The 13,288-nt window shown below is 45.7% G+C and carries 13 protein-coding genes; 7 read left to right on the forward strand and 6 right to left on the reverse strand.

Annotated elements, in window-relative coordinates:
- Nucleotides 1-31: 31 nt before the first annotated feature.
- Nucleotides 32-1,453: an aldehyde dehydrogenase family protein gene (locus LY387_RS23130; protein ID WP_234496523.1), complete on the reverse strand. Its 1,422-nt coding sequence runs from the start codon at nt 1,451-1,453 to the stop codon at nt 32-34.
- Between the two features lie 512 nt (nt 1,454-1,965).
- Between LY387_RS23130 and LY387_RS23135 the strand changes: the two genes are divergently transcribed.
- From LY387_RS23135 to LY387_RS23165, 7 genes are all read left to right on the forward strand, one after another.
- Nucleotides 1,966-3,111 carry a mandelate racemase/muconate lactonizing enzyme family protein gene (locus LY387_RS23135; protein ID WP_234496524.1) on the forward strand — a complete coding sequence of 382 codons (1,146 nt, stop codon included), beginning with the start codon at nt 1,966-1,968 and terminating at the stop codon, nt 3,109-3,111.
- 30 nt (nt 3,112-3,141) lie between these two features.
- A complete protein-coding gene (locus LY387_RS23140; RefSeq protein ID WP_234496525.1) occupies nt 3,142-4,095 on the forward strand; it encodes a 2-dehydro-3-deoxygalactonokinase in 954 nt (317 codons plus the stop codon).
- Complete coding sequence (locus LY387_RS23145; RefSeq protein WP_234496526.1) at nt 4,073-4,711, forward strand: 2-dehydro-3-deoxy-6-phosphogalactonate aldolase; 639 nt, start codon at nt 4,073-4,075, stop codon at nt 4,709-4,711. The genes LY387_RS23140 and LY387_RS23145 overlap by 23 nt, the downstream gene beginning before the upstream one ends.
- Nucleotides 4,712-4,962: 251 nt before the next feature.
- Entirely contained in the window at nt 4,963-6,192 is a 1,230-nt protein-coding gene (locus LY387_RS23150; protein WP_234496527.1) for an ABC transporter substrate-binding protein, read from the forward strand.
- A 59-nt stretch (nt 6,193-6,251) separates the two neighbouring features.
- Nucleotides 6,252-7,121, forward strand: a complete 870-nt coding sequence (locus LY387_RS23155) for a carbohydrate ABC transporter permease (protein WP_234496528.1) — start codon at nt 6,252-6,254, stop codon at nt 7,119-7,121.
- 8 nt (nt 7,122-7,129) lie between these two features.
- A complete protein-coding gene (locus LY387_RS23160; protein WP_234496529.1) occupies nt 7,130-8,005 on the forward strand; it encodes a carbohydrate ABC transporter permease in 876 nt (291 codons plus the stop codon).
- 55 nt (nt 8,006-8,060) lie between these two features.
- Nucleotides 8,061-9,149, forward strand: coding sequence for an ABC transporter ATP-binding protein (locus LY387_RS23165; protein ID WP_234496530.1), 1,089 nt, complete (start codon nt 8,061-8,063; stop codon nt 9,147-9,149).
- Between the two features lie 72 nt (nt 9,150-9,221).
- On the opposite strand, the gene LY387_RS23170 is transcribed toward LY387_RS23165, so the two are convergent.
- The 5 genes from LY387_RS23170 to LY387_RS23190 all read right to left on the reverse strand — a co-directional run bounded on the left by LY387_RS23170 (nt 9,222) and on the right by LY387_RS23190 (nt 12,737).
- Entirely contained in the window at nt 9,222-9,947 is a 726-nt protein-coding gene (locus tag LY387_RS23170; RefSeq protein ID WP_234496531.1) for an IclR family transcriptional regulator, read from the reverse strand.
- Between the two features lie 166 nt (nt 9,948-10,113).
- Complete coding sequence (locus tag LY387_RS23175) at nt 10,114-11,415, reverse strand: anaerobic sulfatase maturase (protein WP_234496532.1); 1,302 nt, start codon at nt 11,413-11,415, stop codon at nt 10,114-10,116.
- 8 nt (nt 11,416-11,423) lie between these two features.
- Nucleotides 11,424-11,744 carry a DUF202 domain-containing protein gene (locus tag LY387_RS23180; protein WP_234496533.1) on the reverse strand — a complete coding sequence of 107 codons (321 nt, stop codon included), beginning with the start codon at nt 11,742-11,744 and terminating at the stop codon, nt 11,424-11,426.
- Nucleotides 11,741-12,112 carry a YidH family protein gene (locus LY387_RS23185; RefSeq protein WP_419153460.1) on the reverse strand — a complete coding sequence of 124 codons (372 nt, stop codon included), beginning with the start codon at nt 12,110-12,112 and terminating at the stop codon, nt 11,741-11,743. Before LY387_RS23185 ends, LY387_RS23180 begins: the two co-directional genes overlap by 4 nt.
- 7 nt (nt 12,113-12,119) lie before the next feature.
- Nucleotides 12,120-12,737: a Crp/Fnr family transcriptional regulator gene (locus LY387_RS23190; RefSeq protein ID WP_234496534.1), complete on the reverse strand. Its 618-nt coding sequence runs from the start codon at nt 12,735-12,737 to the stop codon at nt 12,120-12,122.
- Nucleotides 12,738-13,288: the final 551 nt, after the last annotated feature.

Below are 13,288 nucleotides of genomic sequence, written 5' to 3' on the forward strand. Positions count from 1 at the left end.
AGCGCCATACGGCGCTTCAAAAACGGAGCACTTAAAGTGCCCGAGTGATTCGAGTTAGATATAGATAATCGTCGAGCGCGTACTTAGAGCAGTCACAGCCAATTCCTGATTGCTTGATCCCGACGTGTGGTAGGTCGATACCATACTTCACGCCATTGATTTGCACCTCACCGAACTCCAATGCTTCTGCCGTGCGTTGTGCCTTCGCCGCATCTGTCGTAAAGACATAGGAGGCAAGTCCAGTATCGGTGCGGTTTGCTTCTTCCACGACACTACGTTCGCAATCGAAATGGATGATGCTGATAACAGGCCCAAAGATCTCCTCTTGGTAGATAGTCATCTCTTTGGTGACATCGCAAATCACAGTAGGTGGATAGAATGAACCAGTTAGTTTGGAATCAATTTCACCACCACGAAGCAGCGTTGCGCCGCTTTGAATCGCATTGTCGACAAGTTCATGAATGCGGGCACGAGACCCTTTATCGATGACAGGACCCATCGTAATGTCTGCGTTTTTATCAAAGCCAACTTTGACTTGGTCGGTACGTTCTAGGACTTTTTGAACAAAATCATCTTTAACCGCAGTATCGACAAACACGCGATTTGGAGCCACACAAATCTGACCGCTATTGCCAAACTTGAGTGCTGTGACAATGTCTGCCGCCAGATCAAGGTCGGCATCTTTATAGACAATAAACGGTGTGTTACCCCCCAGTTCCATCGAGTAGCGCTTGATTGATGTTGCACCTGCTTGCATGATTTTTACACCAGTAGCAATAGAGCCAATAAGCGTAAGCATCGCTGGAATGGTTGAAGAAGAGAGATGATTGCCGATTTCATTGTCGTCACCAGCGATGACGTTCACCGCACCATGGGGGAGTCCTATTTCTTGGCATAATGCGCCAACCAAATAGGCTGATAGTGGAGCTTTTAGACTAGGCTTTAGGATGATTGGGCACCCCGAAGCTAGGGCCGGACCTAGCTTGAAGCCGAGATTCAGCAGTGGGAAGTTCCAAGAAAGATACGCGACTACCACGCCGATGGGGAGGTGTCTAAGGGTATGCTGATGGCTTCCATCAATATCGTTAAGACCCGGTGGGGTATAGCGTTTAATCTCTTCTGCGTAAAACTCTAGGCTGTTGACCAACGACTGATAATCTTCTTCTGTACCGGCCCAACTTTTGCCCGTCTCTAAGTGAACCGCCATGCGCAGATTATGTTGATTTTCGACTACCTTAGAACGCAGTTTTTTCATCCATGTTACGCGTTCAGCGATGGATGTTTTCCCCCATGTTGTTTCAGCTTGCTTTGCTGCACTCAAGGCTTGTGATGCGATTTGCTTGTCTGCAACAGAGATTTCCTCAACCACGTCGTCGGTGGCAGGGTTTATTACCTCGAACTTGAACAATGAACCCGTAAGTTCACCATTGATGTACATTTCTGAATAGTTCATAACAACTCTTACTTTTAAACAAAACGGATTAAGGAAAGCCAAACTACGTTATTCGTTGCGGGTTAAAAAAGGTGTGATGATGATCTCCATTCTTGTTTTAGAGACGAAATTCCCAAGATGTGGAACTGCTGAAATAGCCAAAAAAGCGCAATGATTCCATAATGCGGGAACAACGTTCACTCCCTGGAAATTGACGAATAGATCACATTAATATAGGGGGAACGACTGGATACTGATTGTAAGTTTCACAGCCAAAGCAGCTGCATGAATTAAGGCTTACGATAGTAGATTTCCGTTAAAAGCATTATTGAAAATCCACTAATTTCACTCTGAGTCGGTTATTAAATCACCAATGATGTGGTGGCTAAAATTTGTACAGGGAGAGATAATGGATAGGTTGAGCAATTATTAGTCGTGACATTTATGTTCGGGGAGTTAACTCCTGTCACGCAGTGAATTATTGAGGCCGAAAAGTAGCGCCTCAGACTGAAAATTAGCCTAAGAGTATAAATATGAAAATAACTGATGTTATCGCGCACGCTATATCTGTCCCTCTAGACAAACCATTCTACTTTTCTCAAGGTTGGGTTCATGCCCGTAGCTCCTTAATTGTTGAGATTGTCACCGATGAGGGCGTTACAGGTTGGGGAGAATCATTGTGTCATGGCCTGCAGTCGCCAATGATTGCCGCATCGTTCATTGAGAATATCTTTAAGCCGATGCTAATTGGGCGAGATCCTTTTGATGTAGAAGTGCTGTGGGAAGAGATGTACAACCAAACGCGCCCGTATGGTCAAGGTGGTGCGGCAGTGAACTCAATCAGTGGCGTCGACATCGCGTTGTGGGATGTGATTGGTAAGACCTTGAATCAGCCAATTCATAAGCTCATTGGCGGTGCATTCAGAACAGAGGTTACACCCTACGCAACCGGATTTTATCGAGTAGCTGATGCCAACTATCCTCATGATTTAATACGAGAAGCCAAGCAGTACGTGGATAAAGGCTTTAAGGCATTCAAGCTAAAAATTGGTTTTGGTGTTGAAGAAGATATCGAGTTCATTCATCAAGTTCGAGAAGCCGTAGGTAATGAAGTACGCATTATGGCAGATGCCAATGCGGCCTATAACGTTGGCGCTGCGCGACGTATCATCAAAGAGACCGAACAGTGCAACCTCTATTTTTTAGAAGAGTTGTTAGCTCCTGAAGATATCGAAGGGTACAAGCAGCTCAAAAACCTGTCCAAGACATATATAGCAGCAGGTGAGCAGGTATTTGGTAAGCACGGCTACCAGCCTTGGATTTCTGGTCATGCCTTAGACATTTTACAGCCTGATTTATGCTCATCCGGCGGGATCACTGAGTGTAAAAAGATAGCGGCGCTTGCACAGGCGAGTAACACCATGATGATTCCACACGTTTGGGGGTCAGGAATTGGTATTGCAGCCTCTTTGCAGTTTATTGCCTCTTTGCCTACCACTCCGCTTTCTCTCAATCCAATCGAGCCAATGTTGGAGTTTGACCAATCTTCTCATCCTTTCCGAACCGACCTGATTTTCGATGGTATCGAGTTTGCTGATGGCAAAGTCGCGATCCCAAGCCTTCCAGGTATCGGTGTTGAGGTAAATCGAGAAGTAATTAACAAATTTAAAATTAACTAAGGCCGGAAAATAGCCTTACGGAGAGACAACATGACAGATGAATCTGCCGACGCAAGTTGGTTAGTGATTGACTGGGGAACCACGAACTTCCGAGCATTTGCCATGAGTTCTAGTGGTAAAGTAATAAAACGAAAGGAGGCCAAAAAAGGGCTGCTGCAAGTAAAACAAGGAGAGTTTGCCAACGAGCTAAAACGATTGCTTGAGTCTTGGTTGCCAAACTATACCTCGTTACCTGTATTTATGGCAGGCATGGTGGGTTCCCAGCAAGGGTGGGTTGACGTCCCTTATGCAGCCACACCTGTTGACCTAAATGAGCTCGCTGGACAAGGACATAGCTTTATTCTTCCTTGGGGGGCCCCTGCGACTATCTACCCTGGCGTCTGCCACAAGCGCGGCAAAGGCCAGTACGATGTGATGCGCGGAGAAGAAGTGCAGCTGATTGGTGCGGCGAGTTTGCTCGGTGAATCGACATTTCATGCCGTTATGCCTGGTACTCACAGTAAATATGCACTGATGGAAGATAGTTGCCTTAAAGCATTTTCGACCTTTATGACGGGTGAGATGTACTCGGTGTTATCCCAGCACACGATACTTGGGCGCGGGCTATCAACCGATACAGCTTCCAAGAGCGCAAAAGCATTCCTAAAAGGAGTCGAAGAGAGCAGCCCTGAACAACTGACACGCCAACTGTTCCTGGTTCGAACACATCGTTTGTTTGAAAACCTAAAACAAGAAGAGGTATTAGATTATTTATCAGGGTTATTGATTGGCCATGAAATTAAATCAGTGGCGACTTTAATCAGTTCCAAGGATTTGACGAAGCCGGTAAATATTATTGGCAGTCATGGTTTGAATGAGAAGTACCAATTGGCTTTTAATGCTGTTGGCCTAACTTCTCAAATATTGGATGGAGACCGGTGCTTCATCGAAGGTATGAAACAGCTACAGAAGGTAATAGCAAATGAAACATCAGCCGTCGTTTGATTTATCTGAACATATTCCACTTATTGCCATTATTCGAGGTGTCGAGCCAAAGAACATTATTCAAACGGCACAAGTGTTACTGGAGGAAGGGTTTACTCTGATTGAGGTGCCTCTCAACAGCCCAGATGCGCTTGAAAGTATCCAGATGCTGGTGAATGAGTTTGGTGATAAGGCCATTGTCGGCGCTGGTACAGTGACTACATTAGAGCAAGCAACAGCAGTCATTGAAACTGGTGCGAATCTAGTTGTCACACCAAACTTTAACGCCGATGTCGTGAGCTATGCCGCTGCCCAAGGTTGCTACGTGTTCCCTGGAGTTGTAACACCATCTGAGGCGTTTGGCGCCATTGCGAGTGGGGCAACAGGGATCAAACTCTTCCCTGCTAATTTGGTTGGGCTGGGTGGGTATAAGGCTCTCAAGTCAGTGCTGCCCAAAGAGACCGTGTGTATTCCAGTAGGTGGCATATCGCCAACGGTTGAATCTATGAAGCCTTGGATAGAAGCTGGGGTGTCGGGGTTTGGCTTGGGTGCAGCGCTCTATACACCAACGATGACATTAGATGAAATAAGAACCAACGCGCGTCAGTTTGTAGAAATATATCGCGCAAGTATTTAATATCAATATATCGCTTTAATTATACTCCTTCCATGTTATAGGGTGCACACCTTAGGGTTTTTGCACCCTATTTTCTATTTCTCATTTAATAGCTCCCCAGTTCCACATAGTGGGATAATTCATTTCCTGATAACTCAAACAATAAAACCAACTACGGTAAAGCTCAATTCGCAGTAAAATGTAAACGTTAACACTTACTTGGTGTGCAATAACGTGTAATGAATATAACAAATAATTAAAAGGGACCTACAATGACTAAATTGCGTGCACTAGGCGTTTCTATCGCGCTCGCCCTGAGCGCTTCATATGTTCATGCTGAGACAGTTACACTAGATGTCACAGCGTGGAAGGGCAATGAAGCCGAGCCGGCGGGAATGCCGGAGCTTCTCGATAAATTCCACAAAGAAAACCCTGATATCAAAGTCAAACTGAGCTATATCAGTCGTGGTGATACTGACCTGGTTATACCGCCGCGTCTGCAAGGTGGAAAAAACGCGCCTGATGTAATGATGGTAGATATGCCTCTGGTGAAGACATGGGGTGAGGTGGGCCTACTGAAAGACTTGGGTACTGACAGTGAATGGTATGCTAATACGACGCCGTCTATCAAAGAGTCTCTCACTGTCAATGGCGGTTTATATGTTCAACCATTGGAGTTGGTGGGGCTGGGCAACTTTGTGAACCTCGACCTGTTGGCACAAGCTGGCGTAGAGAAAGTGCCTCATACAGTCGATGAACTGCTGGTTGCGTGCCAGAAGCTTGATGCAGAGGGCATCAAGCCAATGTTGTTCTCCCCAGAGCTATCCGGATTGATGTTTGTGGTCACCAACGGCGTTCGTAATGGCGAGGTTAAACCTTGGGAGTTGGGTGATGGCAGAGCGTCGTTTGTTGATGACAAAGGTTTCAATAAATCCTTTGATTTAGTACGTGACTTGATTGACGCCAAGTGTTTTGAGCCGAGACTGCAAGCTGGCCTTGACCCTTGGACTACGTCTCTAACCGAGTTCCGTTCAGGTAATGTTGCAATGTTGCCACAGGGTGCGTGGAACATTGTGAGCTTCAAGCAGCAAGAAGGGCTTAACTTTGTATTCGCTCCAATGCCAGCAGACGTAGAGACGGGGGTAGCACTGGATACCTTTGGTATGGGCTGGGCTATTAGCTCTGCCACCAAGCATGAGGAGGCTGCCCGTAAGTTCCTAGATTTCTTCGCCAAAGATGAAAACCTATCGTTGATGTTAAAAGCAGACTCTGGTTATAACCCTTACGTTGGTGGTACCAATGGCTTGCCAGAGCTCGCTGCCTCTTATGACAGCGCGCGTGATGCTGGAAACATCGTTATGTGGCCAGTATTTATGAACCACTGGCCGTCAACGATGCAGCCAGCGGCGATAGACGGTGTTGCCACCTTCCTACTCAATCCGAAGATCTCAAACAGCGATATTTTAGAGGTTTGGGACGAAACGGTTGAAGACAGTATGTAAGCGTCTACCTCCGGCATCAGCAGTGGTGCCGGAGGGGTTATTTTCAGGGAGATGCTATCGTGAAAAGTAAAATCAATAGCTATTGGTTTACCTTGCCAGCACTTGTAGTGATGTGCGTATTTTTTATCTATCCAATTTTCCTTTCATTTCAAATGAGTTTTACCGATTTTGCCGGTGTCGGTGTTGCTAATGACGTAGGCTTTAAGAACTACGATCGTATTTTCTCGCGACAGCGTTATTTTGACGCGGTCACAGTGACGTTCTCGTTCTCGGCAATTGTGGTCATTATTCAAAACCTTATTGGATTGATGTTTGCTGCTTTGTTGTATCGAATGCCTGCAATTCGTAACTTTAGTCGCGCTGCTTTGTTTACTCCAGCGATGATGTCGTTCGTGATTGTTGGCTACGTCTGGCAGTTTATCTATTCACCGTTTAACGGTGGTTTAAATGCAGCACTTGAAATGCTGGGTATGAGCAGCTTGATTCGCCCATGGTTAAGTGATCCATCGACGGCTCTGTTTGCGATAACGGCGGCGCATATCTGGATGTTTGTAGGCTACTCTTGTGCCATCTTCCTAGCGGGCTTTGCCAATATTCCAAACGATATCCAAGAGGCAGGTAAGCTGGATGGTGCTTCCTCTTGGCAACGATTCAGGCACTTAGAACTGCCATTGCTGGCACCAAGTATCACTATCAATATTGTGCTTGCCACGATCGGGACACTAAAGACGTTCGAACTGCCGTTCATTATGACCAACGGTGGCCCTGCCGGTGCGACTCGGACCTTGAGTCTCGAGATCATGAATAACCTGTTTGGTCAGTACAAGTTCGGCTTTGCCAGCGCGCTCTCTATTGTGATGCTGTTCATCATCGTGTTTGTGGTGTTCTTTATGAACAAGTTCTTGAAAAATCGTGAGGCAAATGTATGAGTGTCGCCGTGAGTCAAACTACAGCAAGTCAATCCAAGAACTTGCAAAAACCACGTACTATTCGATGGAAGAAGGTTGGTGAGATTGGGGCCAACGCTTTTGTTCTTTGTATGGTGTTGTCAATGCTAATTCCCGTGGTTTACATGGTGATGATGTCATTTCGGACTGGCGCGGAGATAGCGGAGAACCCGCTTGGATTCCCTGGCAGGCTTTATCTCGGAAACTATATCAATACGCTGGATAGCATGAACTACTTCTCGAGTGTGATTAACTCAGTTGGAATCACCTTGTCCGTGACCCTTTTGGTCTCTTTTCTGGGATCTCTGGCGGCTTATCCTTTGGCACGTAAAACGGGTCGTTATTCACGCCTGTTTATCATGATGGTCGCACTGGGTTTGGCGATGCCTAACTTTGTCAATATCACACCCATTTATGTGATGTTTAGGGAGCTTGGCCTGCTCGACAGTTTTACTGGCATCATCATTGTATTTACGGCACTCAACCTGCCATTAGCCGTATTTTTCTACACCGGATTTATCGGCGCGATACCAAAAGACCTCGAAGAAGCTGCTAGGCTAGATAACTGTAATGATTGGCAAATCTATTGGCATGTCATTAGGCCACTTTTGACTTCTGCGACGGCAACCCTGTCTCTGTTTGTGATGCTGATGGTTTGGAACGACTTTATCTATCCACTGCTACTGCTTAGTGACAGCAGTAAGTTTACTGTAATGATCGAGGTCTATCGATTTGTTGGTAACCGTAATATCGAGCCTGACATGCTATTTCCTGCAGCGGTATTAGGCTCACTACCTTTGCTTGTACTGTTTGTGTTCTTCCAAAAACGTATCCTTTCAGGGGTGACGGCTGGAGCGGTGAAGTAGTTTGAACATCGGCGCGGCGATGACGTCGCGCAAGACATTATATTTGGAGTAAATCATGGCTGAAATAGCACTGAAAAATGTAATTAAGCGCTTTGGAGATGTTCAAACAATCCACGGTGTCGATCTTGGTATTAACGAGGGTGAGTTTGTGGTATTTGTCGGCCCTTCTGGCTGTGGCAAATCAACGCTGCTGAGACTGGTCGCGGGGCTTGAGGAGATCACTGATGGCGAGATCTATATCGACAATCAACTCATGAACGAGGTGGACCCTGCCGAGCGTGGCGTAGCGATGGTGTTCCAAAGCTATGCGCTCTATCCACATATGACGGTAGAAGAAAATATGGGCTTTGGCCTTAAGATGTCAGGTGTTGATAAACCAGAGATCAAGCGCCAAGTGTTAGCTGCGGCAAAGTCGCTACAGCTGGAAAAGCTGCTTGACCGTAAGCCGAAGGAGCTCTCGGGAGGTCAGCGTCAGCGTGTTGCTATTGGGCGCGCTATTGTCAGAAATCCAAAAGTGTTCTTGTTCGATGAACCGCTCTCTAACCTTGATGCTGAGTTGAGGGTAGAGATGCGCTTGCAGATTGCCAAGCTTCACCAAGACCTGCAAAACACTATGGTCTACGTGACCCATGATCAGGTCGAGGCGATGACGCTCGCTGACAAAATTGTAGTATTGAGAGATGGTCGAATAGAGCAGGTCGGAAGTCCACTGGAGCTTTATCATAAACCGGCGAATCAGTTCGTCGCTGGCTTTATCGGTTCACCGAAAATGAACTTTGTTCCTTGTGAAGTCGACAGTCAGCAAGAGGGCGTTGTCGTACTTAAGACGGGCAACGGCCAGTTTATCCGCCTTCCTAAGCATCTCGATAGCGATTTAGTGCCAGGGTCAAAGGTGACGTTGGGGGTTCGCCCAGAGCATATTGCGGTTGATAGCAGCAACGACATCAAAATACAGTTTCAAAGTGAAGTCGTTGAGAGGCTAGGCAACAGTACCTACTTGTTTGGTCAGGCAGGGGGTATGGATGGCTTTAAGGTGCATCTTGCTGGGGATGAAGATTTGGGTAAGTTCTCCAATCTGGAGTTAAGCTTCAGCGTTGATAATTGTCACCTATTCAATGACCAAGGGATATGTCTTACGAATTAAATTACTCGCAGCTATAGAAGTTTCTCGTAGCGATAGTCCTCAAAAACAAGGTCCGCCATTTGGCGGACCTCTTTAGTTAATACGTTTGGAAATTAAGTCACTGTAATGCTTCAGTGTGCCGATTAAGCTGTCCATTCGTTCATCGGGCATGTATGGCTTAATACTGGTCACCGAGATAGCAGCAATGATGTTGCCATACTTGTTGCGAATCGGTACCGCAACGCAGCGTACCAGCTCTTCGTTATCTTCTAAGTCAAAGCTAAAGTCATGTTTTGAGTAGTTGGCCATACGATCCAACATTTCGTTGAGATCGAGATTCTTTTCCTTTTTAATCAGTCGACGCCACTCCATTTGCGGCATATCGATCATTAGAGATTTACCAATACCAGTCGCTGCTAAAGGCAGTCGATCACCAATACGCGAGCGTAGCTCTATTGCTCGTTTCCCAGAAATCTTATCGAGATAAAAAATGTGGTCCTCATCCTTGATACCAAGGTGGACGGTATCTTTGGTTTCTTCTGCCAGCTCGCACAGCAGTGGATGAGCAATTTCTTTTAGTGGCATATCCTTCTGAGCACGGTTGCCAAGCTGAATCATCTTAGTGCCGAGTACCAAACCTAACCCTTTCACTTCACGAATGTATCGAGCTTCAATGAGCCCTTGGAGGATACGGTGCACAGTCGACTTCGGTAGCTCGGTATGTTGGCATATCGTCTTGAGCTGTCGGTGACCATCGGCAATTGCGTCGATAACATCGATGGCTTTGTTTAGTGCTTGATTACCAAGATTTTGAGACATTTAATCTACCTCTTTGATTTCCTTATCAACAAAGCGTATTGGATTTGTTGCTTTACAACCGTGATAGGTATCATTGTTCCTTTCAAGAGAAATATGTTCCCATAATGTGGAACAGAGCTGAGTGGTTTTATCTGCCTACCCGCAAATGCTAGGGTGTCGATGGCGGCTAGTTTGCACCGCAACAACGCTTATACTTTTTGCTGCTTCCACAAGGGCAAGGGCTGTTTCGACCGATGGATTTCTGGTTGCTTTGCGAAAGCGCACGCTCTTTCAAGTAAATCATAATGTCTGACGCTGGTCTTCCATGTTTGAGCAACTGTGCCATGATCTTCATGGGCTCTTCAGTATGTTTAAAGTGGCTAAAGTAGGCGTGACATAGATAGTTGTGATCTGGCTTACCGCTTGGACCGAGCTCAAAACGATGCTTTGGGCATCCACCGTGACAGGCAAAGCGATACCGACAGTCCAGACATTTTTGGTTGAGCGTTTCTGACTTGTCTTTGCCAAACTGAATCGCTTCTTGTGAGTTGTTCATCTCTTGAATAGAGGCTTGGTGAATATTACCGAGTTTGTATTCGGGATAGACATAATGATCGCATTGATAGAGGTCGCCATTCGCTTCAAGTGCAAAAGCGTGACCGCAACGCTGAGAGAAAATGCACACTCCCGCCGGTTCTCCTAGCCAGCTAGCAAGTGTGGAATCGAAGCTCTGAACAAAAGTGTGTCCCACATCATGTCTTACCCAGTGGTCGAAGATGGCATTGAGGAACTTGCCGTAAGCGTCAGGAGTGACTGACCAGGGTGTGACAGGAGACATGGTCTCACCCGGTGCAGCTAACGTAAGCTGTTCACTTTGAGTCGTTTCTCTCTCGACGATAGGGATAAACTGGATAAATGTAGAACCGATGCTTTTCAAAAACTCATATACGCGCATTGGCTGCTGTACATTTTTAGCATTGACTACCGTTAACGTATTGAACTCGACACCGTGTTTGTTTAGAAGCTTTATGGCTTCCATAACTTTATTGTGCGTTCCGCGTTTGGAGCGGGTCACTCGATAGTGATCGTGTAGGTCTTCTGGGCCATCAATTGAGACACCAATCAGAAATTGGTGTCGTTTGAAAAACTCGCACCATTCGTCATTAAGCACTAATCCATTAGTTTGAAAAGCATGTCGAATAGACTTTCCACCGCCATACTTGTCACAAAGCTCCACCACTCGTTGGTAGAACTCCAAACCTAATAGAGTCGGCTCACCACCTTGCCAAGCAAAATCAACGAACTCGCTTTGCTGAGCTTCAATGTGTTGTCGAACAAATTGCTCCAACGTTTCATCTGACATACGCCAGTTCTGTTGCCTTTCAGGATAGAGCATGTCCTTCTCAAGATAGAAGCAGTATTTGCAGTCAATATTGCAGACAGAGCCAGAAGGCTTCGCCATGACGTGACAAGAGGGTATTTGTTGCATGGGTAATCCTAAAACAAAAATTGGTGCCAGATGAAAAGCAGATAACTGCCTGACAGCAGCAAAATCACAGCGCTTAGAGCGACTTTCACTCGCGCTTCATCGTGAGAGACCGCCATACGATCAAAGAATTGGCGAGTAAAACGGATCTTGTTGTACAAAGTACTCACTGATGCAAATACCATGGCCGTCAAGCCTATCCATACTAAGGGGACGAACTCGACCGTCCCTCTTATGTATATCAAGCCAACGCAGAACAACACTAATTGGGTTCTTAGCCACGACATCGAGGTTCGCTCGGGTTGAAGTCCTTTGTCGCGAATCAAGTTCATAGTGTAATCGCGAGTATGACAGTCAGTGTTAACAGCAACATAGTGCCACTTATGACTTTGAGAAAGCTGGTGTATCTTAGCTGAGCCTTATTTCGCATTGCCTTTTCATTGTCGGCCCATCGGCGGTAGGCAAACACAGCTAGTAGCCCTGCGCACAAACACAAAAATGAAGAAATTAACACACGTACTAATGGACTAGCTAAACCTGGCGCAAGCTGGTCTAAAGCAATTGCACCAGCTAACGATGCAAGTGAAGTCCTTATCCATGCTAAATAGGTTCGCTCGTTAGCGAGAGAAAAACGGTAATCCGGCGCTTCGCCATGATCGCGCCATGAGTGATGGTTGGTGTTTTTGAGTTTTTTCATCATGATGGTTCTAAGCTAGGGATTTGCGATAATTGACTAACAAATTCAAATCAACTGGACTCGGTTTGCGGCTCTCTTTTTGCAACACTCCGGTCTCTTTTAAAGTCTTGCAATAACGTATAACTGTCGTGATATCTGTTCCACTGTATTCCGCAATTTCTCGATAGGTCCACGGGTAATCTGGATACATTTCAAAGAAATGCGAGATAGTATCGAGAATACGTTTCTTGGCGCTAAAAGCGTTGAACTGCATTAACCTTTTCTCTGCTTCTCCAAGTTCAAAGCAGACTTCTTTCATTAGGTAACTGGCAAGGCTAGGGGCGAGTTCATCAAGCGATTTAAAATCGTTTACAGTAATCTTAACGATCTCGCTATCTAGCATAGCTCTGGCGGTTGAAGGGTAGTTTTGGCCAGTAAACAGCGAGCGATAGCCAAAGTAGCTGCCAGGGCCATAGATTCTTAACAGTGACTCTTTGCCACTTTCGGTGACTTGATACAAACCAATCTGACCACGTTCAACATAGTAGAACCCTTTAGCTGACTTGCCATTACGGTACACTACCTGCTTTTTTGAAAAACGGGTTAATTCGGTGTGTGATTCAAATGAGTAAATGGATTCTAAGATCATTGGCACCAGCCGTTATTTGAAACTTGTTGTTAAGATACTCCATAAAGTAATGACTAAATATGACTATCGCCATAAAATGATAATTAAGACTGCGAATAAAATGTTAGCAATTGAAAAGCTATAAGAATCAGTTGGTAAGTGTCTAACCTAGCGTCTGGATAGTGGTCTCAGGTGTAGAAACTACACCTAATTCGGTAATGCAGAAGCATGGTAAAACACTACCCAAAGCGACTAGCATATTCCCGACAAACACGAGCAATATGCACTCCAACTCGAGCAATTCGAATGTTGCTATTGCTAATTCACACGATGTGATTTCTAGCCTTTTTTGGTATCTAACGGCAACGGACTGGTGCCAGCTTTTCCCTCCTTAGCCTCCGCTTATCTTTGTGGGCTTACTCACTTCAATGAGAAACATCCTTCATCTTTGTAAACGTTTCCATATGGTTCATTGCTTGTCCTGCGTGTTTTGGTGTTTTCATACTCCGAATGAGGGTCTACACAATGAATCAGGCGTTTCACTAGGTGGGATTTTAGTGGTAACGTTTACA

Origin of the sequence: Vibrio maritimus, from assembly GCF_021441885.1 — a bacterium.
In the GTDB taxonomy this organism is placed as follows: Bacteria; Pseudomonadota; Gammaproteobacteria; order Enterobacterales; family Vibrionaceae; genus Vibrio; species Vibrio maritimus_B.

Excerpts from the sequence above, each read along its gene's own strand:
- LY387_RS23190 (WP_234496534.1), bottom strand. The coding sequence starts at position 12,737 with ATGATCTTAGAATCCATTTACTCATTTGAATCACACACCGAATTAACC.
- LY387_RS23175 (WP_234496532.1), bottom strand. The coding sequence starts at position 11,415 with ATGCAACAAATACCCTCTTGTCACGTCATGGCGAAGCCTTCTGGCTCT.
- LY387_RS23185 (WP_419153460.1), bottom strand. The coding sequence starts at position 12,112 with ATGATGAAAAAACTCAAAAACACCAACCATCACTCATGGCGCGATCAT.
- LY387_RS23150 (WP_234496527.1), top strand. The coding sequence starts at position 4,963 with ATGACTAAATTGCGTGCACTAGGCGTTTCTATCGCGCTCGCCCTGAGC.
- LY387_RS23145 (WP_234496526.1), top strand. The coding sequence starts at position 4,073 with ATGAAACATCAGCCGTCGTTTGATTTATCTGAACATATTCCACTTATT.
- LY387_RS23140 (WP_234496525.1), top strand. The coding sequence starts at position 3,142 with ATGACAGATGAATCTGCCGACGCAAGTTGGTTAGTGATTGACTGGGGA.
- LY387_RS23170 (WP_234496531.1), bottom strand. The coding sequence starts at position 9,947 with ATGTCTCAAAATCTTGGTAATCAAGCACTAAACAAAGCCATCGATGTT.
- LY387_RS23165 (WP_234496530.1), top strand. The coding sequence starts at position 8,061 with ATGGCTGAAATAGCACTGAAAAATGTAATTAAGCGCTTTGGAGATGTT.
- LY387_RS23135 (WP_234496524.1), top strand. The coding sequence starts at position 1,966 with ATGAAAATAACTGATGTTATCGCGCACGCTATATCTGTCCCTCTAGAC.
- LY387_RS23180 (WP_234496533.1), bottom strand. The coding sequence starts at position 11,744 with ATGAACTTGATTCGCGACAAAGGACTTCAACCCGAGCGAACCTCGATG.
- LY387_RS23130 (WP_234496523.1), bottom strand. The coding sequence starts at position 1,453 with ATGAACTATTCAGAAATGTACATCAATGGTGAACTTACGGGTTCATTG.